16 protein-coding genes, 2 tRNA genes, 3 rRNA genes and 1 riboswitch are annotated in these 24,889 nt (G+C 44.4%); of the genes, 9 read left to right on the top strand and 12 right to left on the bottom strand.

The features are described 5' to 3' along the window. Positions 1–134 precede the first annotated feature (134 nt). The 4 genes from DACET_RS12695 to DACET_RS12710 all read left to right on the top strand — a co-directional run bounded on the left by DACET_RS12695 (position 135) and on the right by DACET_RS12710 (position 5,015). Positions 135–1,421, top strand: a complete 1,287-nt coding sequence (locus tag DACET_RS12695) for an O-acetylhomoserine aminocarboxypropyltransferase/cysteine synthase family protein (RefSeq protein ID WP_013011779.1) — start codon at positions 135–137, stop codon at positions 1,419–1,421. A gap of 285 nt (positions 1,422–1,706) precedes the next feature. Then, positions 1,707–3,530: a HAMP domain-containing methyl-accepting chemotaxis protein gene (locus DACET_RS15735; protein WP_052293532.1), complete on the top strand. Its 1,824-nt coding sequence runs from the start codon at positions 1,707–1,709 to the stop codon at positions 3,528–3,530. 286 nt (positions 3,531–3,816) lie between these two features. Next, a riboswitch (FMN riboswitch) is annotated at positions 3,817–3,958 on the top strand. Positions 3,959–4,011: 53 nt separating this feature from the next. Further along, on the top strand, positions 4,012–4,638 hold the full coding sequence (gene ribB, locus DACET_RS12705; protein WP_013011781.1) for a 3,4-dihydroxy-2-butanone-4-phosphate synthase: 627 nt from the start codon (positions 4,012–4,014) through the stop codon (positions 4,636–4,638). Positions 4,639–4,655: 17 nt separating this feature from the next. Then, entirely contained in the window at positions 4,656–5,015 is a 360-nt protein-coding gene (locus DACET_RS12710) for a nuclear transport factor 2 family protein (protein WP_013011782.1), read from the top strand. 57 nt (positions 5,016–5,072) lie between these two features. Here the strand turns inward: DACET_RS12710 and DACET_RS16465 are convergent, their stop codons facing one another. The 9 genes from DACET_RS16465 to DACET_RS15740 all read right to left on the bottom strand — a co-directional run bounded on the left by DACET_RS16465 (position 5,073) and on the right by DACET_RS15740 (position 15,237). Further along, complete coding sequence (locus DACET_RS16465; protein ID WP_211204082.1) at positions 5,073–5,699, bottom strand: cytochrome c3 family protein; 627 nt, start codon at positions 5,697–5,699, stop codon at positions 5,073–5,075. A gap of 53 nt (positions 5,700–5,752) precedes the next feature. Beyond that, positions 5,753–7,276 (bottom strand): FAD-dependent oxidoreductase, encoded by a 1,524-nt coding sequence (locus DACET_RS12720; RefSeq protein WP_013011784.1) that lies wholly within the window; start codon positions 7,274–7,276, stop codon positions 5,753–5,755. Between the two features lie 469 nt (positions 7,277–7,745). After that, positions 7,746–7,863 (bottom strand): 5S ribosomal RNA (rrf, locus tag DACET_RS12725). Positions 7,864–7,953: 90 nt separating this feature from the next. Then, positions 7,954–10,875 (bottom strand): 23S ribosomal RNA (locus DACET_RS12730). A 285-nt stretch (positions 10,876–11,160) separates the two neighbouring features. Then, positions 11,161–11,233 (bottom strand) — tRNA-Ala (locus DACET_RS12735). Positions 11,234–11,305: 72 nt separating this feature from the next. Further along, positions 11,306–11,380: transfer RNA gene (locus DACET_RS12740), tRNA-Ile, on the bottom strand. A 110-nt stretch (positions 11,381–11,490) separates the two neighbouring features. Further along, positions 11,491–13,042 (bottom strand): 16S ribosomal RNA (locus DACET_RS12745). The 16S, 23S and 5S rRNA genes sit together here with 2 tRNA genes alongside, the layout of an rRNA operon. 663 nt (positions 13,043–13,705) lie before the next feature. After that, positions 13,706–14,674, bottom strand: coding sequence for a class II fructose-bisphosphate aldolase (locus tag DACET_RS12750; RefSeq protein ID WP_013011785.1), 969 nt, complete (start codon positions 14,672–14,674; stop codon positions 13,706–13,708). Positions 14,675–14,700: 26 nt separating this feature from the next. Beyond that, positions 14,701–15,237, bottom strand: coding sequence for an NAD(P)H-dependent oxidoreductase (locus DACET_RS15740; RefSeq protein WP_013011786.1), 537 nt, complete (start codon positions 15,235–15,237; stop codon positions 14,701–14,703). A 106-nt stretch (positions 15,238–15,343) separates the two neighbouring features. On the opposite strand from DACET_RS15740, the gene DACET_RS12760 reads away from it, so the two are divergent. Continuing rightward, positions 15,344–17,065 (top strand): hypothetical protein, encoded by a 1,722-nt coding sequence (locus DACET_RS12760; protein WP_013011787.1) that lies wholly within the window; start codon positions 15,344–15,346, stop codon positions 17,063–17,065. 34 nt (positions 17,066–17,099) lie between these two features. On the opposite strand, the gene DACET_RS12765 is transcribed toward DACET_RS12760, so the two are convergent. The 3 genes from DACET_RS12765 to lgt form a co-directional block, all read right to left on the bottom strand. After that, positions 17,100–18,143, bottom strand: coding sequence for a FecR family protein (locus DACET_RS12765; protein ID WP_013011788.1), 1,044 nt, complete (start codon positions 18,141–18,143; stop codon positions 17,100–17,102). A gap of 11 nt (positions 18,144–18,154) precedes the next feature. Next, complete coding sequence (locus DACET_RS12770; protein WP_013011789.1) at positions 18,155–19,762, bottom strand: outer membrane beta-barrel protein; 1,608 nt, start codon at positions 19,760–19,762, stop codon at positions 18,155–18,157. 125 nt (positions 19,763–19,887) lie between these two features. Beyond that, positions 19,888–20,835: a prolipoprotein diacylglyceryl transferase gene (lgt, locus tag DACET_RS12775; RefSeq protein ID WP_013011790.1), complete on the bottom strand. Its 948-nt coding sequence runs from the start codon at positions 20,833–20,835 to the stop codon at positions 19,888–19,890. Positions 20,836–21,072: 237 nt separating this feature from the next. Here lgt and rpsB point away from each other — a divergent pair, with 237 nt between their 5' ends. The 4 genes from rpsB (at position 21,073) to DACET_RS12795 (ending at position 24,888) form a co-directional block, all read left to right on the top strand. Then, positions 21,073–21,882 carry a 30S ribosomal protein S2 gene (rpsB, locus tag DACET_RS12780; RefSeq protein WP_013011791.1) on the top strand — a complete coding sequence of 270 codons (810 nt, stop codon included), beginning with the start codon at positions 21,073–21,075 and terminating at the stop codon, positions 21,880–21,882. Between the two features lie 4 nt (positions 21,883–21,886). Next, on the top strand, positions 21,887–22,762 hold the full coding sequence (gene tsf / locus DACET_RS12785) for a translation elongation factor Ts (RefSeq protein WP_013011792.1): 876 nt from the start codon (positions 21,887–21,889) through the stop codon (positions 22,760–22,762). A gap of 528 nt (positions 22,763–23,290) precedes the next feature. Next, complete coding sequence (locus DACET_RS15745; RefSeq protein ID WP_013011793.1) at positions 23,291–24,025, top strand: HNH endonuclease; 735 nt, start codon at positions 23,291–23,293, stop codon at positions 24,023–24,025. An 86-nt stretch (positions 24,026–24,111) separates the two neighbouring features. Then, positions 24,112–24,888, top strand: coding sequence for a thiazole synthase (locus tag DACET_RS12795; protein ID WP_013011794.1), 777 nt, complete (start codon positions 24,112–24,114; stop codon positions 24,886–24,888). Position 24,889: the final 1 nt, after the last annotated feature.

Consider the following 24,889-nt stretch of genomic DNA (forward strand, 5'->3'; position numbering starts at 1 on the left):
TACCCTTATGCGCAGCTTCTAGCTGCAATATATTTTTACTCAAACACTACAATACCATAATAACAACTTTTGCCGGCACACAACGTCGGAGCATTTAACTCATTTATTAATTTATTATTTCGGAGGAAATACCAATGGAGCATATCGAAAGCAGACTCCTGCACGGAGGATACGAACCCGGAGAAACAGGATCAAGAGCAGTACCAATCTATCAAACAACAAGCTATGTGTTCAAATCCAGCGAACATGCAGCAAACCTTTTCGGACTCAAAGAGTTCGGAAACATATACTCCCGGATCATGAACCCGACAAATGATGTACTTGAAAAACGTCTGGCAGACCTAGAAGGCGGAACAGGGGCTCTGTCCCTCAGCTCCGGTCAGGCAGCCATAACATTCTCTGTGCTGAACATAACAGCTGCAGGGCAGAACATCGTAGCATCATCATCAATCTATGGCGGGACATACAATCTTTTCAAATATACTCTCGGCAGACTGGGCATAGAGGTCCGGTTTGTTGATGGAACTGATCCCGAAAGTTTCATAAAAGCTGCTGACGAAAATACAAGAGCCTTCTACACCGAATCCATCGGAAACCCGGCAGGTAGGCTGGCTGACATCAGAGGCATCTCTGACCTGGCACACGAAGCCGGAATTCCCTTAATAGTAGACAACACTATAACCCCTTATATATTCAAACCATTTGACCACGGAGCCGACATAGTTGTTTACTCCCTGACCAAATTCATATCCGGTAACGGAACATCCATAGGCGGGGCAGTTATCGAAAAAGGGGACTTCAACTGGGCAAACGGAAGGTATCCTGAGATCACAGAACCGGATCCTTCATATCACGGACTGAGCTACTGGGATGCATTCGGCAACCACGATAAAGCAGTCCTCAGAGGAGCTTCTTACATACTAAAAGCCAGAGTTCAGCTTCTGCGCGATCTCGGGTCATGTCTGTCCCCTTACAGTGCCAACCAGATTCTCTTGGGGCTGGAGACACTTCCGCTCAGGATAAAAAAGCACTGTGAAAACTCTCTGACTGTGGCTGAATTCCTCGCAAAACACCCAAAAGTCAGCTGGGTGAACTATGCGGGTCTGAGTGACCATCCGGATCACAAAAAAGCATCAGAAATCCTTAAGCACGGCTATGGTGCAATCATCGGATTCGGCATTAAAGGCGGGCTGGAATCAGGCAAAAAATTTATCGAAAGCGTAAAAGTATTCTCGCATCTTGCCAATGTCGGTGATGCACGCTCCCTTGTCATCCACCCTGCGAGCACCACACATCAGCAACTCACCACAGAAGAACGCATATCTGCTGGGGTAACAGATGATTACGTCCGACTTTCTGTTGGGATTGAAGACGTTTCAGACCTAATTGCAGATCTCGAACAAGCATTAGAACAGATATAATTATATTATAGTAAGGGGGGCTTTTGTCCCCCTTTTTTATCCCTCATCTTAACCACGCAACGCAACCTTTGTTAACATGTAACCAAAACTTTAATAACAAAAGAAATAAAACAGCTCTTCAATTTTATTGTAATTTCAGAAGCGTTTCGGTGTTTCTAACTATTTATAATTAGATATTTACATGTATTTTTACATATAGATCCCAGTTTTTATTGTGTGACATATTAACCAGCAGTATAAATTGCATATGTTGAGAATATTGTGGGATCTCAAATGGGGTGTAAAATGTTAAAGAATCTAAAAATATCGAACAAACTTTATCTTGGCTTCACGGTAGTTCTGTTGCTTATGATTGCCATATCGGCGATAAGCTTTCAGAGAATGGAAAAAGTATCTTCACTAGTAGAAAAGAGAGACATGTTCGCCAGCATTGTTGAACATATTAATGATGCCAGAGTTAACCGTATCAACTTTAATTATACTCAGGATATGAGCTACAGTACTTTGGTTGATGAAGGCTTCAAGCAGATACTGAGTTTAGCCGACGCTTCAGCAGACGAATATACTTCAGAGCAGGATGCAGAATCAATCAATTCTCTTATAACGTCTGTTAAGGAATACCAGAAAGCATTTGCTCTGTATTCTGACCAGATAAACAAAGAGGCGGAACTTTACAAGATTCTAACCAAATATGGTAACGAAATGTCTGATGTTGCGGGGGATATAACAACTGCATCTTTTACTTTTAACTTTCTTACTATGCGCATTCACGCTTCAAAATACCTATATTCACCCAGCGAGGAAGCGTATCAGATTACTCAGGAATACTTCAGAAAGGCTTATGCCGATGCTGAGGATGCAGGAAGCCAGGAAGTAATGGAAAAACTTAAGCGTTACAGCGAGGGTTTTAAGGATATGCACGATGGCAATATGAAATTAAAAGAGGTGGAAGTCATACTCGGAACCACAGCTCAGAATGCTCAAAAAGTAGCAGCGGATATTATCAAACAGGAGAAGCTATCTCTAAACTCCACCTTAAGGATGGCAGAAATAATGATTGTGATAATATCAATCACTGCAATTATAGCTGGGCTTATGACTGCACTAATGATATCCAGATCCATAACAGCACCGATGAGCAAAGCTGTAGAACTTGCCAATACTATGGCTGATGGTGATTTTACCTGCGATGTTGACACTGACAGAAAAGATGAAATCGGGCAATTTATGCACTCTCTGGACTCTATGAGGCTTAAATTGAAATCCATATTAGATATGATCATAAGGTCATCCGACTCTGTAGCGTCAGGCAGCACAGAGCTTGCATCCACCACAGAAGAGCTGTCCACAACTTTTTCTGATCAGGCAAGTCAAGTCAGCATGGTCGCATCAGCAGTGGAAGAACTCAGTGTGTCTTCATCCCAGATACTCGAAGCTGTTAACGGAGTTCAGGATAAATCCAACACTGGTAAAGACCTGACTTCAACCGGACAGAAATACATTCTGGAAACAAACGATGCTATGTCTGCCATCAGAACAAATGTAGAAGAACTCGGTGGCACTGTGGAAACACTTGCAAGATCCTCTCAGGAGATAGGGAACATACTGCTTGTCATAAACGACATCGCAGATCAGACAAACCTTCTCGCTCTTAATGCTGCCATTGAAGCTGCAAGAGCTGGGGAACACGGAAGGGGATTCGCTGTTGTTGCTGACGAAGTCCGCAAATTAGCCGAGAGGACTCAAACTTCTATTCATGACATAGAAACTATAATTTCAACCTTTGTTACTGAAACAACAAAAACTAATCAAGGTGTTGCTGCTGCTAAAAAAATTGTACAAGATGGCGCAGAAAAACTCCATGAGACCGATAACATTTTTGCAATGATTGTCAGCGCAGTGGAAGAGATAAGCACCGCCAGTAACCAGATAACGACTGCTATCTCCGAACAGTCCGCCGCCATAGCAAACATAAACGACAATGCACACGTTATCTCAAGCGGACTTGAACAAAGCTCTGCTGCAATCGGAGAAGTTTCTATAACCGTGGCAGATCTGCAAAAACAAGCTGATGAGCAGATGGCAATGACAGAAATGTTTAAAATTTAATATAGATTCCCCCAGGTAAACCCGGGGTTCTATGCTTCGCTCATGCTTAACGCATGATTTTTCCTACATCTCTCTAGAGAGATGTCTCAGCTATGCTGAGAGAAGCATTCATCCACGCTTAAAAGCGTGGTGTTCTGTCTGCTGCGCAGATTCATAAAGCAGGCGGCTCCAAAAATATCAGAGAATTCCACAACATAGAGCCGCCTTTTAATTCGTGCGCAAATAGTTAAAAAATTAACTATTGATTTATTCTTGCATAATATCTAAGTTTTCCTTATATTTAATATGTAATTCTCAGGGCGGGGTGCAACTCCCCACCGGCGGTATTCTGTTAAGACAGAGAGCCCGCGAGCGCCTGCAAGCCAGGGTCAGCAGATCCGGTTAGATCCCGGAGCCGACGGTCACAGTCCGGACGAAAGAGGATTAACCAATCTTAAATAATCGGTTATTCTAACGCCCTGATTCATGAAGGAGTTTAAACATGAATCAGCTTAAATTATCCAAAAAAGAATCTATTCTATCCGCTATTGAAGCAATCAAAAGAGGCGAAGGTGTTATTGTCGTAGACAATGAAGACAGGGAAAATGAGGGAGACCTTATCTTTTCTGCTGAAACAATCACTAACGCACAAATGGCTGCACTTATAAGAGACTGTAGCGGTATCGTATGCCTCTGCATCACCGATGAGCACAGACAAAGACTTGGACTAGACATGATGGTCAAAGAGAATAACAGCCAGTTCGGCACTGCTTTTACAGTCACAATAGAAGCAGCAGAAGGCGTTACAACAGGTGTCTCCGCTGCCGACAGGGTTACAACCATCAAAGCCGCTATCGCCGACAATGCAAATGAAAACAGCCTGGCAAGCCCGGGGCACGTTTTCCCTCTTGTGGCAAGACCTGGCGGAGTGCTGGAAAGAGACGGGCACACAGAGGCTTCGGTAGACCTGATGAAACTTGCCGGTTTAAAACCGTGCGGCGTTCTTTGCGAACTCACCAACCCTGACGGGACTATGATGAAACGAAAAGATATAGACATATATGCCGACATCCACGGTTATGAAGTTATCACCATTGATGACCTCAAAGAGTTTATCAGGGAGAAATAATAATCAGGAAGGTGTTAATGAGCCCTAAAGAAATTATCGAACAATTCGTCGAAGCTTTTAATAAGGCAGACTACAACTCTTTAGCAAATCTTTATGCAACAGACGCTATTAACCATCAAGTTGCTGAAGGGCCCATAACAGGCAGAGAAAATATAAGAAAGATGTTTAAGCTGGCTTTTGAGACAGCAGACATGATATGCATAGTCGAAAATATATTTGAAGATAATGAATGGGGAATTCTTGAGTGGAAAGACCCCCTTGGTCTGCGCGGCTGTGGGCTATTCCATATTAAACGTGGAAAGATTGCCTTTCAACGCGGATATTGGGACAAACTGTCATTCCTGCGCCTGCACAACTTACCACTACCGACAAAATAGACTTAAATTAGTCACCTATTAAAATACAGAAGCCGGATACTCGCTCCGGCTTCTTTCTTAAGGCATTGTTATCGTAAACTTCGGATGACAGTTTACACAATATGCTGTCTGTTCAGTATGTATATGGTGGCATACTGTACATGCAATGTCTCCGAGGTGGGATTTGTGAGGATTCATGTCTTTATGTTCAGCCGATTCTGTTTTCTTCTGTAAGGCTTTAAGTTCACCATGACAGCCGAGGCATGTTACATTACTGACTTCGGAAGCAAACTCCGGAAGCGCTATCCCATGACATCCGTTACAAAAAACTTCTGCTTTAGCATGTCTGTTGTCGAGATCCTGTGATGTCTGCCAATGTACAACCTTCTCTGTGATAAGCTCCAACTCTTCTGTTGGTTCACCTATCCTGCCTTTTTGCAGACCAAATGGTGAAGCCCCCTGCATAACATGGCAAACATTACACTCAGCTTCTCCGGCATGCTTAATATGCATTCCGGCGGCAAATGGATCCGCCTGTAAGACATCCTCTTTCACATGGCATTCTGTACATGCTGCAACCTGAAAATTCACTTTTTCGTGTTCAGACGGTAAAACATTAACTGACTGATGACATTCCAGACAAACCTGTTCAGCAAAGCACATTGCCGCAATACACATTACAGCTGTCAGTAATATTATTTTCATAATAGCACCTGTAGTAAAGGCGGTCGGAGTAAAACCCACGACCGCCATGTATGTCATTTCGCAGCGTTTCTGCCTGCAATCCTTCCAAATACTACTGCATCAGGGATTGCGTTGCCCCCAAGCCTGTTTATTCCGTGAATACCGCCTGTGGATTCGCCACAAGCATAAAGATTAGGTATAACATTTCCCCAAATATCAATAACTTGTGTTTGTTTATTGATACGCACACCACCCATAGTATGGTGCACAGCAGGCCATTGAGCTATGCCGTAAAATGGTCCCTTCTCTATGGGAATCATTTTATCTGTTATTGGTTTACCAAAATCAGGGTCGTTCCCCTGACGAAGGTATTTATTATGTTTTTTTACGGTACCAGCCAAAACATCAGGTTTCATCCCAAGTTTTTGAGCAAGTTCTTCAACAGAATCGGCTTTAACGAATCTACCTTTTTTGAGCCCTGCTTCCACCTCATCTTTAGTTCCCATAAGAGGTATCATAGCTTCATTAAATATTGAGTATGTTGGTTTCATTCCTGTGTTAATTTCAGCTCTTGAGACAACATCCCTTCTTTCGAGGTCATTTACAAATCTATTCCCATTTTTATCTACAGCAATCATCCCATACCCCGGCCCTCTGAAAGGATAAACTGCGGGGCTGTCAAGAATACCAGTCTCCGGCTCTGCATACGGATAAAGCTGTATAAAAGCAAGATGCATTGTCTCAGCGCCAATAGCCTGTGCGTACCTTAACATTTCGCCAGTAGCACCCGGTTGATTAGTGCAGTTATATTCAGGAACAATACTTGGATTGAATTCCATCCGCATTACTTTATCCTGAGAAAATCCGCCACTCGCCATAATCACAGCTTTATTTGCCTTGAGATTCCTTTTTCTGCCTCGAACATCAGTTTCAACACCGATAACCGGTTTCTCTTCAGATGCCCGCCACAGCCAGCTTACAGGAGTATTCAGCATAAATTTAACACCACGTTTTTCTGCTATCCGCTTCAGCGCTTCAGTATACCCTCTGCCTACACCTTCCACACATGTATGGGTACGATATGCAGAATGACCGCCGGTTCTGTTAAGAATGTGACGAAGTTTCAGACCGCCCTCGTCAACCATCCAGTTAAGCGCGTCACTGGAATTGTCTGTAAGCAACTCTATTAGCTCTGGGTCACCATAGAAATCACCGCCTTTAAGTGTATCGCTTTTGTGAAGTTCAGCACTATCATCTCCAAGATTAAGTGATTGACGCAGTTTGAGTTTATCAGTCCAGCTATTATACTCACCGCCATTTATGATAGAGTTACCACCATATAAAGGCATTTTTTCTACAATAACCACACTCAGACCGCTTTCAGCCGCTTCTGCTGCTGCGGCTAACCCTGCAAAGCCTGAACCTATCACTATAACATCAAATGTCTTATCCCATTTAGCAGGTAAAGTTTTCGATGCTGCTTCTGCCGAAAAAGGTGATAACAAATTCATGGCCAGCCCACCAGCTGCAACTGTTGCTGCTGCCATACCAGTCTGCAATAAACCGCGTCTTGTGATTCCACTCTTATTATTACGCATTACATACCTCCTAAATTGATATAGACATATGCTCTTTATATAATTATATACCATGAAATTTATTTTACTTTAATTATCGTGCGAATTATTAAAGAGTGTTTATATCCACAATAAATTACATCATTGCATCAATCGTTAACAAAGTTGTAAATTTTGTTAAGACTATCGCAACACTCTATATAGTAACACTTAACAATAGAGATACATTATAGGTGGTATTTCCTTCTCTGGTGCAATATGAGAATTATCACGGTTAAGAATGTTCAATAAAACTACACGCAATGATCTGAATCAGGTCAAATAGCATGAATGACAGTTTATAAATATCATTTACAATATTAGATTTAGTATAAACGTTGGTGTGTATTGCCTGAGTATGGGGGACGCAGCGATAATGGCATGTTACGGGTTATATAGATGGGTATTTGAGAATAGAAACAGTTAGATTTGAGTTCAGACATAAAAAAATCCCTGGCGGCGACCTACTCTCCCACATGTTTGATTCATGAAGTACCATCGGCGCTGGTAAGCTTAACTTCCGTGTTCGAAATGGGAACGGGTGGAACCTTACCGCTAAAACCACCAGGGAATCCTGTATACATATTCTATTGTTGTAATATTTAATGTCTGCCTAAACATATGAGCTCTTAGAATTAAGGGAAGCTAAAGTAAACAATTATATCAAGCCTTACGGACTATTAGTACTGGTCAGCTCAACGCCTCACAACGCTTACACACCCAGCCTATCAAACACGTAATCTACATGTGTCCTTTAATGACTATAAAGTCAGGGAGATCTCATCTTAGGGCCAGTTTCCCGCTTAGATGCTTTCAGCGGTTATCTGTTCCAGAAATAGCTACCCAACAATGCTCCTGGCGGAACAATTGGAACACCAGAGTTCTGTCCATCCCGGTCCTCTCGTACTAGGGACAGACCCCTTCAAATCTCCTGCGCCCGCAGCGGATAAGGACCGAACTGTCTCACGACGTTCTGAACCCAGCTCGCGTACCACTTTAAACGGCGAACAGCCGTACCCTTGGGACCTGCTACAGCCCCAGGATGTGATGAGCCGACATCGAGGTGCCAAACCTCCCCGTCGATGTGAACTCTTGGGGGAGATCAGCCTGTTATCCCCGGGGTACCTTTTATCCGTTGAGCGATGGCCCTTCCACTCGGGACCACCGGATCACTAAGGCCTAGTTTCCTACCTGTTCGACTTGTAGGTCTCACAGTCAAGCATTCTTATGCCTTTACACTCGTCAATTGGTTTCCGACCAATCTGAGAATACCTTCGCGCGCCTCTGTTACTCTTTCGGAGGCGACCGCCCCAGTCAAACTACCCGTCAGACAATGTCCCTCCGGTTACACACCGGCTAGGTTAGATAATCAGCAAACCAAGGGTGGTATTTCAAGGACGACTCCATGCAATCTAGCGACCACATTTCAACGTCTCCCACCTATCCTACACATGATTTACCAAGTATCATTGCCAAACTATAGTAAAGGTCCACGGGGTCTTTCCGTCCTGCTGCGGGTAAACGGCATTTTCACCGCTACTGCAATTTCGCCGAGTTCATGGTTGAGACAGCGTCCAGATCGTTACGCCATTCGTGCAGGTCGGAACTTACCCGACAAGGAATTTCGCTACCTTAGGACCGTTATAGTTACGGCCGCCGTTTACTGGGGCTTCAATTCGGAGCTTCGCTTGCGCTAACACCTCCTATTAACCTTCCAGCACCGGGCAGGCGTCACACCCTATACTTCCTGTTACCAGTTGGCAGAGTGCTATGTTTTTGATAAACAGTCGCCTGGACCTCTTCTCTGCGACTCCGTTCTGCTACACCCGCGAGGGGTTACACATAATGGGAGCTCACCTTATCCCGAAGTTACGGTGACATTTTGCCGAGTTCCTTAACCATGATTCTCTCGAACACCTTAGAATTCTCTTCTCGTCTACCTGTGTCGGTTTACGGTACGGACAGCACATGCACTCCTTAGAAGTTTTTCTCGAAAGCATGGTATAAATGGCTTCGCCCTTGTTACGGGGCTCGTCGTAACGCCTCATCCTTAGGAGAACGGATTTGCCTATCCTCCCAGACTACACGCTTAAACCGGGATATCCAACACCCGGACCATCTAACCTTCTTTGTCACTCCATCGTACAAACGCACATATGCCGGTACAGGAATATTAACCTGTTTCCCATCGACTACGGCTTTCGCCCTCGCCTTAGGGACCGACTAACCCACCGCGGATTACCCTGCCGGTGGAAACCTTAGACTTTCGGTGAATGGGTTTCTCACCCATTTTATCGCTACTCATGCCTACATTATCTCTTCCGTCCGCTCCAGCATACCTTACAGTATACATTCAACGCTGAACAGAATGCTCTTCTACCACTCAATCTTAAAGATCAAGTCCGTGGCTTCGGTGGTGTACTTAGCCCCGTTATATCTTCGGCGCAAAAACGCTAGACCAGTGAGCTGTTACGCTTTCTTTAAAGGGTGGCTGCTTCTAAGCCAACCTCCTGGTTGTCTAACCATCTTCACATCCTTTCCCACTTAGTACACACTCCGGGACCTTAGCCGACGGTCTGGGCTCTTACCCTCTCGACTACGGACCTTCTCACCCGCAGTCTCACTGCCATGCTCTAAACCTATGGTATTCGGAGTTTGATTGGGTTCAGTAAGCGGTATGCCCCCTAGCCCATTCAGTGCTCTACCCCCATAGGCAAACACATGACGCTGCACCTAAATGCATTTCGAAGAGAACCAGCTATCACCAACCTTGATTGGCCTTTCACCCCTATCCACAGGTCATCCGAACACTTTTCAACGTATATCGGTTCGGGCCTCCACGACGTCTTACCGTCGCTTCACCCTGCCCATGGATAGATCGGTTGGCTTCGGGTCTACAACATACAACTATTCGCCCTATTCAGACTCGGTTTCCCTCCGGCTTCGACTAACGTCTTAACCTCGCTGCATATCGTAACTCGTAGGCTCATTATGCAAAAGGCACGCCGTCACAACATAAAGTTGCTCCGACCGCTTGTAAGCAGATGGTTTCAGGTTCTATTTCACTCCCCTAACAGGGGTTCTTTTCACCTTTCCCTCACGGTACTAGTTCACTATCGGTCGATAACTCGTATTTAGCCTTAGGAGGTGGTCCTCCCAGATTCTCACAAGGCTCCACGTTCCCCGTGATACTCGGGGACACCGCTGACTGATTTCTGATTTCGTATACGAGACTGTCACTCTCTATGGCGTGCCTTTCCAGACACTTCTACTATCATCCATCATATCGTATGCGGGCCCCACAACCCCAAGCCGAAACTTGGTTTAGGCTGTTCCGCGTTCGCTCACCGCTACTTACGGAATCGTTTTTACTTTCTCTTCCTCCGGGTACTGAGATGTTTCACTTCCCCGGGTTCGCTCTGATTACTCAGTGACGGAGTATTAACCCCGCCGGGTTGCCCCATTCGGACATCTACGGATCAACGCTTGTTGACAGCTAACCGTAGCTTTTCGCAGTCTTCCACGTCCTTCATCGCCGGTTATCGCCTAGGCATTCCCCATCTGCTCTTAGTAGCTTGATTTCGTTTACCCTATTGCTTCCCTTATCTCTAAAAGCTCATATATAAACATATACACTCAAACGATCAGTCAAAGTTTAGGCTTTCAACCAATCTCGCGTATATATTATTAAGTCAAACATCATACAGCTTTCTAAACAATCTAAACCAAACATAAATGCTTGCGTTACTCAGATAACTCAGAAACCGTTTTAAAATTAGACCGAAGTCTAAAAAAGACAGCCTTGACTGCCTTGCTCTTTTAACCTGTGACAGTTAAAAAAATATATAATCTTGTTAGTTCCTTAATGGAGATGAGGAGGTTCGAACTCCTGACCCCCGCCTTGCAAGGGCGGTGCTCTCCCAGCTGAGCTACACCCCCATATATCTATGGAACTATATATAAATACTCAAAATATTGAGCGTTTATAAACAACCCCATAAGGTTATTTAATGGGCCTAGGTGGACTTGAACCACCGACCTCACGCTTATCAGGCGTGCGCTCTAACCAAACTGAGCTATAGGCCCCTATAAGCTCTAGGTCGATACTTCTCCCCAGACACCATATATGTAAAATAAAAGGTCGATATGAGTAATTATCTTTCTATAGATTCTGCACCGAAATGCAATCTCCTTAGAAAGGAGGTGATCCAGCCACACCTTCCGGTACGGCTACCTTGTTACGACTTCACCCCAGTTACCAACTATACCATAGACGGCTCCCTCCTAAAAGGTTAGGCCACCGGCTTCAGGTACGGTCGACTCCCGTGGTGTGACGGGCGGTGTGTACAAGGCCCGGGAACGTATTCACCGCAGTTTAGCTGACCTGCGATTACTAGCGATTCCAGCTTCATGTAATCGAGTTGCAGATTACAATCCGAACTGAGATCCACTTTAAGGGATTCGCGTACTCTCACGAGTTAGCTGCCCTCTGTATGAACCATTGTAGCACGTGTGTAGCCCTGGACATAAGGGCCATGATGACTTGACGTCGTCCCCACCTTCCTCCGCCTTATCGACGGCTGTCTCTTTAGAGTGCCCAGCATTACCTGATGGCAACTAAAAATAGGGGTTGCGCTCGTTGCGGGACTTAACCCAACACCTCACGGCACGAGCTGACGACAGCCATGCAGCACCTGTCTCATAGCTCTCATCAAAGATGAGCAAATTTCTATCTCTAGAAACGACTACGGATGTCAAGCCCAGGTAAGGTTCTACGGTTAGCATCGAATTAAACCACGTGCTCCACCGCTTGTGCGGGCCCCCGTCAATTCCTTTGAGTTTCAGCCTTGCGGCCGTACTCCCCAGGCGGGATGCTTAATGCGTTAGCTTCGGCACTGAGGCGTATAAACCCCAACACCTAGCATCCATCGTTTACAGCATGGACTACCAGGGTATCTAATCCTGTTTGCTACCCATGCTCTCGCACCTCAGTGTCAGTTATTGGCCAGAATGCCGCCTTCGCAACTGGTGTTCCTTCCGATATCTACGCATTTCACCGCTACACCGGAAATTCCGCATTCCTCTCCAACACTCTAGACTACCAGTTTCAAAAGCCTTACAACGGTTGAGCCGTTGCCTTTAACTCCTGACTTGATAATCCACCTACGTGCGCTTTACGCCCAGTGACTCCGAACAACGCTTGCCCCCTCCGTATTACCGCGGCTGCTGGCACGGAGTTAGCCGGGGCTGCTTCTGCAGGTACCGTCAAAACTCAATCAGTTACTATTGAACCATTTCTTCCCTGCTGAAAGTACTTTACGATCCGAAAACCTTCGTCATACACGCGGCGTCGCTGCGTCAACCTTTCGGTCATTGCGCAAAATTCCCCACTGCTGCCTCCCGTAGGAGTTAGGGCCGTGTCTCAGTCCCTATGTGGCCGGCCACCCTCTCAGGCCGGCTAATCATCGTAGACTTGGTGAGCCGTTACCTCACCAACTATCTAATGATACGCGAGATCATCAAAAAGCGACAGCCGAAACCGCCTTTCCTACACAAACATGCGAATGTGTATATTATCCGGTATTAGCACCCCTTTCGGAATGTTGTCCCAAACTTAATGGTAGATTCCTCACGCGTTACTCACCCGTGCGCCAGTGTAATCGCCACCGAAGTGACTTTCCCCTTGACTTGCATGTGTTAAGCACGCCGCCAGCGTTCGTTCTGAGCCAGGATCAAACTCTCCATCCAAACTCTTTATGATAAACTCCAACTAATCTAATAATCAGAGATATCGAACATCACTGTATTCATTATCTCATATCGACCTTATTCATTTGTCAAACATCAAAGTTTCTTTCGAAACCGTTCGTTGTTATTTGTGCAACGGAGGATAGTTATACAGAACTTAGCGTCCCGTGTCAACAAGTTATTTAAGTTTTTTCAAACAACTTACTGAACTATCTTTTTCGTTTTTCTAACAACTCTTTGCCGTTTCCGGCTGGAGGGAAGTTATAACCAATTTAAACTCCTGTGTCAACAGGTTTTTTAAGTTTTCTTTTTGGCTGTCTAGCATCCCGTTTTTAAAGCCCTGCGTTTCTGGCAGGAGGGAAGTTATAACCAATCTGAACCCCTGTGTCAACAGGTTTTTTTAAAGTTTCTTTTTGGTTGTCTAACACCCTTTTTAAAACCCCGCGTTTCTTGCGGGAGGGAAGTTATAACTAATACGGGGCACAGAGTCAACATCTTTTTATCATTTATTTGACTTATTATTTATAACCTTTAACTACAACATGTTACAAGCACGATATTTCCCTGCCACCACAGGACAACAACACGGCTCCGATACCTCAATATAAAAAAAGCCCCTCTGGAGTTCAGAGAGGCTCTATATTGTTCAGCTTTACTATACGCTTATGCTTTGCCTGCCGAACCAAGCACATTCACATTTTTAGCCTTATACATCTTTACCAGTTCAGTTCTTGCAGGCTTAAGATATTTACGCGGGTCAAACTCTTCCGGATGTTCAGCAAGGAATTCTCTTATCTTTGCCGTAAGTGCAAGTCTTCCGTCAGAATCAATGTTGATCTTACACACTGCGCTTGCCGCCGCCTGCCTCAGCTGTTCCTCTGGAACACCAAGAGCACCTTCCAACTTTCCGCCGTATTGATTGATCATCTCGACATACTCCTGCACGACACTAGACGCTCCGTGCAGAACGATAGGGAACCCGGGCAGCCTTACTTCACATTCCTTCAGTATATCGAACCTGAGGGGAGGTACGGGCTGTCCTGCCTTAAATTTGAATGCACCATGAGATGTGCCTATTGAGATTGCAAGCGAGTCGCATCCTGTTTTCTCTACGAACTCGACTACCTGATCTGGGTTAGTATAAGTTGACTTCTCCGCAACAACATCGTCCTCAATGCCTGCAAGCACACCAAGCTCCCCCTCAACTGTAACATCGAGACTGTGAGCATAGTCCACAACCTTTTTAGTAAGCGTGATATTTTCTTCGAATGGCAAATGAGAACCATCGATCATGACACTTGAGAACCCTGAGTCTATACAGCTCTTAGCTGTTTCAAAGGAATCACCGTGGTCAAGATGCAGAGCTATAGGTATCTCACACCCAAGCTCTTTCGCATATTGAACTGCGCCCATTGCCATGTACCTGAGCATTGTCGCATTGGCATATTCTCTGGCTCCTTTAGAAACCTGCAGTATTACCGGAGACTTCGACTCCACACATGCAGTGACTATTGCCTGAAGCTGTTCCAGGTTATTGAAATTATAAGCCGGTATGGCGTACTTCCCTTCCATAGCTTTTGCAAACATCTCTTTCGTATTTACAAGCCCGATATCCTTATAGCTAACTCCCATCAGAACCTCCGTATATACATTATAATTTATATGAACATGTTTAGAGACATAATGATCTCATCCATCTTCAGCTTTGCACTTTCCGGCTCAGACTTCTTACAATTCGGCAACGTCACCCCGAAGAACTTCATTCTGAAGATACTGCAAAAGCTCTTCATCCAGTCCTGAGTGGGCTGTCCATGTCCCCGGTTTGCCGAAGCCTGCGTAAGGATAAAGAAGAACTTTTTCTCCCCCTCAAAAACAGGCATCCCGCCCTTCCCCAGAAAAACGAAGAATTTATCAAGAAACATTTTAGCCGTACCTGTCACAAAGCTAAAGTAGTTAGGAGAAATGAATATGATCAGATCAGCAGAATAGACTGCCGACATCAGTTCACGCAGACTCTCCTCGACACAGTCATCACTGAAAGCACCGTCACATTTTCTGACAGGATAAGAAGGATCGAAATCCATGCGACAGAGGTCGAATCTCTTTGCCCCGTCATATTTCCCGTGCAGTTTTTCAGCCACATATGATGAATTTACATCACTGCCGGGAGCAGCATTCACAAGCACAACATTCATAATAACCCCCACCATCGTATTTTAGCTTTACAAACACCTACTTTCAACATGTATTTCCATATATAATTTATTGACAGGAACGTAGAAAAATATACATAATCTTCCCATGAACACACTTTTAGAACTTATCAGCCAATCAGGAATTAAAACCAGCGAAGAGACCGAAAAGGGGAACATAAAGGCAGAACCTCACTACAGAGGCAACTGCGGATTTTACCATCTCATCGGTGACAACTGGGAACTGACCTTTATCAAAGGTGTTTACAAAAGCAATATCAGTATTGTCAAAGGTGAAAGCCCCTACAGCAAAAAAATAATGAACAATATTGCACAAGGGCTGGCAGACATAGAAAGATCACTCCGTAAACCTGTCAGCATCAGCTTATATGTTGACGATAACTCATATGTTGTCACTTCTGCTGAAGTGTATACTCCTGAGAAAAACAGGGGAGACAAACGTGACCCGTTTATAAAATCGCCGCTGACCCCAGTGGAAAAGTCTCTGGGAAAAGGTGACCGCACAAACAGCAAGCACCTTTTCATAAGGGCTCCCTTCGCAGAAATAGCTCCCGAAACTCTAAGCCCGGCGGCCATGTCCATTGCATCTGTAATGCCAGACGTGCTCAACCCGCTCTTCATGAGTTGCAGTATTAAGACCCAGTCCCCTTCAATAAAACTTTTATTTGGTCGTCTCTATATGAACCTTGCAAATGCCGAAACGATACTACCTGCGTTCAAGCAGACCACAGATATGTTTACACTCAACTTCGCACCGTCAGTTTTTAAAACTATTAAAAAGCCTTCTTTCGGTGTTCCTGACGATTCAGACCTGAACATTACTGATGCCGAGATACTCGATGCTCTTAAAGAGGTCAAAGAAATTTCCGCGACACTAAAACCGGAAGATATCTTTGAAGACAACTTTGCGGAATTAACTGCCCTTTGTGTAATGCTGTGGGAAATGATATATGTGCGCCTCTGGAAATCATTTGCAGGTGTACATAAGCTGATCGGCAGAGACATCAGCGAAACACTCCGGCATATATATATGACAAGAAGCGAAAGTATCTTGGAACAAAATTTCGACAGTATCGCAACAGACATTGATCCCGCATCTGCAATGACATGCATAAACGGAATTGAATTGAACCGCCTCAGCACAGATGAAATGTTCAGCAAACTTTCAACTGCCAAGAGAATAACCCTGTCAAAATCAAAATATGCTGAAAAACTTAAAGAAGCGCACAGATTTCTTAAGCTCAGAGACGATGCATATATAACTATCATGGATTTATCCGGAAAACTGCACGAATTCCTGCTCCAGACAGGGAAAGACTTCACCGAAAACAGCATGCTCACTGCCCCCGAGGACATATTCTTCTTTGAAATGTCAGAAATCAAAAGTATTCTTGGTGATGAGTTCTTCGGGAACATACCTTTCACAATCAACTTCAGGAAATGGCAGGGGGAACGTTTCGCTGCCATGTGCATGCCGTATAACTTATATGAGAAAGATGTTGAACGTTCAGATGAAATTGCCGCAGCGCAGCTGAAAGCATCAGAAGAGAGCAGCACCCTCCCTTGTATTTCATTTTTCCATAAAGACATACAGGGGGATAACTATGTTGTTAAAAAAAGCTGGAGACTCGACGACATTAAAGATGCCAGCGGAAAAGAAGCGGTACTGACAGAATCTGCCAGTATATTTTCGTTTATTGCAGAATACTGCGCAGTAACAGAAACCCCGCTATACACTGGCGCACGATTTGCGGGACTGCTGTTGACCGGACAAAATATCAGCACCGCCAAAGACTGTATCGCTTTCTAAAAAAAAGCCGGAGCATTAGCCCCGGCATTATGTTTTACTCAAACTCAATGTTAATATCAACGGAACCATCATGTTCGATCTGATCAGGAATCTCCGGATCGACACCAGGATTAAGATCAAAGTCGCCCCCTCCCTGAGGGATCTGACCTAACTGATCATACCCTGGGATATCCGGCTTAACATCAGGATTGGAATAAAAATCGTTCCCCTCCTGAAGAGCTTCGCCCAGCTGATCATACCCAGGAATCATACCCATGGGGTCTCCGTGTTCAGAACCGAACAGCCCCGCACCTGCCAAACCACCGAGACCGTCTGCGTCAGCAGAGCCGCCAAACTGTTCATCCTCTCCCAAAGCTCCGAAAACATCGGAACCACCGCTTCTCAAAGCTGCGGCAGCCCCATTGAATATTAAAGACTGACCAGAGCCGTCACCAGCGAATTCGTAAACCTGCACTCCGCCGGAACTTGACAGAACCGCACCCTGCCCGGCACCCAGGTTAGCAGCCGGAGCCTGTCCACCTTCCGCAGGTTCGCCACCTCTACCAGCTTCACCCTGATCTGGCACATCTCCATTGCCGGATTCCATATCAGCGGGAGTTCCAGATTGAAATACTTCAACATTCCCTTCATAAACCTCTACAATAGTAAAGGGACCACCCGACACAACACCAAATGTTGTCCCCTTAACCCCTATAACGGAATTAGTGGTCTTCACTCGGAAATCGCCAGCGACATCAACCATCTTCTCAACATTAAAGAGGACTTTCCCCTTTTGCAGTTCAGCATTAAAACCGGCTGTCTCACGCCCGATTCCGTTTATTGTAAGTCTAGATTTTTCAAAAATTTTGACATTTGTCCCATCAATAAATCCAACTTCTGCATAGCCGCGTCTTTTTGTCCGCAGTATGTCGCGCACCACAAGCTCTGCACCTTCTGATGCTCTTTTGCCCATCACAGCATCGCCGTGGACAATTTCCACCCGCCCCTTTGAAACAGTAACCTCAGCAGCTTTATCAGAAGCAGCGGCAGGGAGAGCTAAAACGCATATTGATATTATAACTATCAGTTTTTTAAACATTTATGATCTCCTTAAAATGCATAGCTTACAGAAACTTCAGATACTGTCTTTGTATAGTCATAGACATCATTCGTCGAATCTGTTTTTGTGAATGTCATTCCAGCTCCTAGAAATACGTTAGGAGTAAGAACATATATGGCTTTCAGAGAATAGCTGTAATAATCATCTTCCCTGTCTATATTGCTGTAGTCATAGTTCGCATAACTGAAGGCAAGCGTCGGTATAAGCCTTGGGAGCAGACGCATACTTATTGATGCATCAAACATGGTGTCGTCTTTAACTTTATACTTGCCTTCTGCTTCATCATGTCCGTACCCAGCTTTTACCTTTGCAGTATATTTCTGCAAAAATCTTCTGCTGACTTCTAAAGCCCCTTCATATTTATATCCGTCTTTGCTCAGATCGTCCGAACTTGTTGACTGAGTATAGTTAACTCTCGAGAGCTTGACAGGAACAGTAAATGTCCAGTTGTCCAGTTTATATGCTCCGTATGCCTCTGCGGTTACTGTAGTAGAGTATTTTTCTCCGCCGAAATCAATAACCGACGCCGTAATTTTCGGAAGCATCACTTCGAAAGAATCATATGAGTGCTTCATCTGAAAATATACTTTATGCATACTCATGTCATAGTCATGGATGTTTTCGTTTGATGTGCCGTAGTGCATGGTCCCAACTGTTAGGCTATCTGCAAAAGCAGGATAAAAGTTGATCCTGAGATCCGCAACTGCATAAAGCCTTAAGCTCGAAACCTCTGAAGCACCGGCAAGTTCATCCTCGTCAACAGATGTAACGTTGGAATCATACTGACCGCCTAAACTAAAAAAACCGCTGAAACGCTTTTTACTCTTTTCAAGTTTTTCCATTTTTTCCTGAGCAGATGCGGCATATTCCTCAGAGCTGCCCACAAGTCTATACTGCTTCTCAGCGCAATAATACCTTTTAGAGCTGGTGCATATATCGCCTATGAGCAGGTTAGCGTCATTATATATTTTACCTGCTGAGGCATCCACCATGCGGAGATTCTTCACAGCGGAAAAGTTATTCCCGCGAAAAACCTCAACACGTCCTTTGCGGTAATAATAATCGCCATCCTTTGAAGGGGACCGTTCCAGAACAGCCTCCGCTCCGTTAAAGTCACGAAGGGATATCTTTATATCAGCAAGACTGTAAAGAGCCTCTGTGTCTGAGGTTGTTGTCAGATATTCTTCAAGATCATTTACAGCAGGATTAAGAGCACCAACATTATAGTAGGCAAGTCCTCTGTATTTGAGTAGTCTGGCATCATGGTTCCCTTTGTCCTGCTCTGCTTCCACAACGTAAAGCACTTCATCGTATTCCTGCTGGGAAAGCATCATAGATAAAGTGTCATACGCCTTGTCGTCTTTCTTTTCAAAGTAGCATATGCTGACATATATAGCAGGCGACACTCCTTCATTATCGTAAAGAGCTTTCAGCTCGGCATCCATACTTTCGCATTTTCCATCTTTCACGGCTCTGAACACATCGTCGTAATAACGGCTGTATTCGCCAACAACAGGATATTCATATGCAAAAGATAATGATGAAAACGATAAAACAAGAGCAAATAGTATCTTCTTATAACCTTTCAAAAGGTGCATTCATCCCCTCCTAAACTAAAACAAAAATTAATAACCCCGAACATGTTTGTAATGTCTCAATTAAATTACCACAATTTAATGGCACTTTATCATAAAAAAAAGCTGTAATCGTGTATTTTATTCGACTAACCCCTACGCAAACCATTTTTCTTCCCGAAATATATAAATCCGGCCCCCACCAGAACCATAACCATACTTATAAGATGAGGGGCTCTAAAAGGTCCTGCCATAAGATCATCTGCACGGAAGAAAGTAACGAAGCTTCTTATAACCCCGTAGAATATCAGATACAGCCCGACAAGTTTCCCCGTACCTATATTTTCGTTTTTTCTCCATAAGATATACAGAGGGATGAAAAACAGAAAATTAAGTATCATTTCATATATAAATGTCGGGTGTACAGGGAGCCGCCCGAATTCCTGAAAGGCTGGGGCATGGTATTTATCTGTAAAACTCATCCCCCACGGGAAATATTCCTTAAGAGTATATGTTTTCCCACCATGGGTCACATCCACTGGAATCCTGTCTAAAAGCTTAGATATGGAATGAGGAGTGTTGATCAGTCCCTGCTGGTTAAGCACATCAGCCCAGAAGCTCTGGAATCCGTTCTTCATCTGAAAGACTATAGATGGGGGGGTCAGCGTAGGTACTCCATGCGCCTCGCCGTTGGCGAGATTGCCTATTCTGCCTAGCCCCTGTCCGAACAGAAGCCACGGGACAATCAGGTCGCCAAGCTTGACAGGGTTTATTGTTTTAAATCTGCAATATATAACCACGGTGAGAATACCTGCGATAATGCCGCCATGGATAGCAAGCCCGCCGTGCCATACGGCCACCATTTCAGAAAAGCTTCCTTTATAATAGTCCCAGCGGAAAGCTACGTAATACATCCGCGCTCCGATAATACTCATCAGAAATGTCACAATTACAGCATTTTCCACACTTTCTTTTTTCACGCCGAGGAGATCCGTACGTTTCTTCACCATATAGATACAGACAACAAGTGCAATGATATACATAAGGCTGTAAATCCGCAGTTCGAAAAAACCTATTTTGAATAAATATGGGAACATGTTAAACCTCTATTTCTCGTCATTTGATGACATAATACACCTCATGACTTTTTTTTGTATCAGAAATTTCTTGATTTTTTATATGACGGTTGCTATAAATATAGCCCCAATACACACGCCCTTATTGCGTGCAAAGCCGGCAGGTGCCTGTAATCCTTTCAGGTTGCGGTTTGCAGGGGCGGAGGAATAACAAAATAAAAATAGATATCTATGGGAGATATCAAACTTGGAGGAGCAATGTCTTACATCTCTATGAAAAACCTGCTTGAAGCAGGTGTACACTTCGGTCACCAGACAAAACGCTGGAACCCTAAAATGTCCAAATATGTTTTCGGAGCTAGAAACGGTATCTATATCCTCGACCTTCAGAAAACTGTACAGTGCTTTAACACTGCTTACGAATTTACAAGAGATGCCGCACGTCAGGGGAGCACTTTCCTCTTCGTCGGAACAAAAAAACAAGCACAGGAAGCGATTAAAGAAGCTGCTAACAAATGTGGTGCATTCTACATGAATGAGCGCTGGCTCGGTGGTACTCTTACAAACTTTCAGACAATCAAATCACGTATCCAGAGACTCAAAGAACTCGAAGAGATGTTTGAATCAGGCTACATAAACAAATATACTAAAAAAGAAGCTTCCAAGCTCAAAAAAGAACTTGAGAAACTCTCTAAAAACCTCGGTGGTATCAAAGATATGCCTGGTATACCAGACGTTATGTTCATCATTGACATCAAAATGGAGCAAAACGCTGTTGCTGAGGCAAAAAAACTCGATATTCCAATAATTGCCATTGTTGATACAAACTGTGACCCTGACCTCGTTGACCTGCCTATCCCTGGTAATGACGACGCCATCCGCGCTTGTCAACTTATCTCAGGACGCATAGCTGATGCTATCGCTGAAGGCAAACAAATGAGAGAAGAAGATATGGCAGGCGATATGCAGCAGCTCGCAGAAGGCGACGATGTCCCTGTTGAAGAAATCGTAGAAACACAGGAAGAAGCAGCAGAAGCACCTGCTGCAGAAACTAAAGAGGAGAAGTAATAGCATGGCACAAGTTACAGCCGCAATGGTAAAAGAGCTCCGCGAGAAAACCGGAGCCGGTATGATGGACTGTAAAAAGGCTCTGGGCGAAGTTGACGGAAATATGGAAGAGGCTATCGAATTCCTTCGTAAGAAAGGTCTCGCAGCCGCAGCTAAGAAATCCGGCAGAATTGCAGCAGAAGGCGCTGTTGTAGCCAGCCTTAAAGATAATAAATCAGGAGTAATCCTTGAGGTTAACTCCGAAACTGACTTCGTAGCTAAAAATGACGGCTTCAAAGACTTTACTCAGGAACTCGCTGACCTGATCATTGAGAAAAATCCTGCCGATGTCGATGCATTCATGGCTGTTCAGGCTGCTAATGGACAAACAGTTGAAGAATATCTTAACACTATGGTGGCAAAGATAGGTGAGAAACTCACTCTCAGAAGGTTTACCAAGCTCGATGGAAATAATGTCTCAACTTACATCCATATGGGCGGTAAAATCGGTGTTGTTGTGAATCTCGAAGGCGGCAACGAAGAGCTTGCAAAAGACATATGCCTCCACATCGCAGCCAGTAACCCGAAATATCTCGACGAATCTTTTGTCGATGCTGACTATATAGAGAAAGAGAAAGAAATATTCGCTGCCAAGCTTGCTGAGCAGGGTAAACCAGAAAAAATGATACCTAACATCATAAAAGGTCAGGTGTCAAAACTCCTTAAGGAAGTATGCCTTGTGAGCCAGCCGTTCGTGAAGAACCCTGATGTCACCATCGCACAGCTCCTTGCCGATAACGGCGCTAAAATTGTTACCTATACCCGCTATGAAATGGGGGAAGGTCTCGAAAAAAAGCAGGAGAACTTTGCAGAGGAAGTTGCGAAACAACTGCAGAAATAAATACCTGCTGTTCAGTTTCGGTTGCTTTCAAAGCAATCAGCAGAATTCAACGATAAATCAATCAGACCCTGCCCTTTTCGGCGGGGTCTTTTGTTTCCTTCACACATGTCAACAGGGTAACAAAGCCCCCAGTGAACACCATATCTAATGTCTAACAATACGCCTTTGTGACGCATTTTACATAATATTTTAATGCTTAGATTACATTTTACATTAAATACGAAGCAAAATCCGTCCAGCCACCGTACTAAAAGAATATAGACTAATAATTTCACCTGTGATAACATCGCTTAGATAATGAAGAGGGAACCAATGAAAACACAACTCATACATTATGAAAAAAAGACCGCCTACAAAATCAGCTCATGGGATATGAAGGCTGCCCTTACAAGTGCTCAATGCACCAGCGAAATCTGCGGATCCGGTTAGAAGACAGATACCAGAACTCCCCTGCCACCAGGCAGGTTTTTTTGTGACCTTTTTACTAAGGCAGGACATCTCAATAATTCAATTTTAGCGTGGGACAAAATGGCAAGAATAAATTTCAGAATGATCAGAGCAAGCTATCTGCTGTCAAAAAAAGTATATAATAAGAAAATAACACCTGCTAAAGCAGCAGAGAGACTTCACGACGAATTCAAAATGAAAGAGAGCTCTGCGTACGAGTTCTATTACGCTCTCAGGCATATGCTGAGGGGGGAACGCCTTCCAAAGCTTCTGAGCTGCTCTGCAACAGACTTCTTTCTTCAGAGCATATACGAGGATTTCGGCTCTGTTTACTATAACAATGCAATAAATTCTGTTCGCAAAGGTATCGAATATCAGGTTAAAAAAGGCACAGGGGTATACACTGCTCTGAAAAAGGTGCTCAAAAGCCATGCGGATAAATTCAAGGCACAACATGTATACTACTATCCGGACGAAATATCAGACAGCCAAAAGATTTACGAAGGAGCCAAAACCACTGTCACAGTAAACATCTATGAACGTGACCATGATGCAAGGACAAAATGTCTGGAATCACAGGGGTGCACCTGCTCGGTCTGCGGGTTCAACTTTGAACAGGCTTACGGACTCATGGGGATAGATTTCATACACACACACCATATAACACCACCCTCAGAGATTGACAAAAACTACATCCCGGATCCCGCAAAAGACCTTGTCCCTCTCTGCCCGAACTGCCATGCAATGATCCACAGAAAGTCACCGCCTTATACCATAGAACAGCTCAGGGCAAAGCTTCGCAGGAAAGTTAAATAATATATAATTGACATCTGATCTGAAAGGGATATTATATCAGCACCTACCCCTAGTACTTTAACAATCAAAACAGTCGGAGTACGTACATGTTTAACAATGAACTTGTAATTGACGGAAGGAAATTCAGAAGCAGACTGATGGTAGGTACAGGAAAATTCTCTAACTCGGACACAATGGCGAAAGCCATCGAGGCTTCCGGTGCAGAAATTGTCACAGTTGCCATGCGCAGAGTTGACATCAATAATCCCGCAGACGATATATTAAAACACATCAAGCCTGATAAATATCTTCTTTTACCAAACACTTCAGGAGCACGCGACGCAGAAGAAGCAGTTCGCCTTGCCCGTATCGCAAGAGCCGCAGGGTGCGAGCCGTGGATAAAACTTGAGGTCACACCAGACCCGTATTATCTTCTGCCAGACCCCATTGAAACATTTAAAGCAGCTGAGATACTAGTAAAGGAAGGCTTCAAAGTCCTCCCCTATATCAATGCCGACCCTGTCCTCTGCAAAAGGCTTGAGGAGATCGGTACTGTCACCGTAATGCCGCTAGGAGCCCCCATAGGGAGCAACAAAGGGATAAAAACCACCGACAACCTGCGTATAATAATAGAGCAGGCTAAGATACCTGTTGTAGTTGATGCCGGTATCGGAGCACCTTCCCACGCAGCTCTTGCAATAGAGATGGGCGCAGATTCCGTGCTGGTAAACACAGCGATAGCAACAGCTAGGAACCCTGTCAGAATGGCAGAGGCTTTCAGACTGGGTGTTGATGCGGCAGTAGCTGCCAGAGACGCAGGAATGCCCGGACAAAGAGACAAAGCAGAAGCGTCAAGCCCGCTCACAGGCTTTTTGAGGAATTAAG

Source organism: Denitrovibrio acetiphilus DSM 12809 (assembly GCF_000025725.1).
Classification (GTDB): domain Bacteria; phylum Chrysiogenota; class Deferribacteres; order Deferribacterales; family Geovibrionaceae; genus Denitrovibrio; species Denitrovibrio acetiphilus.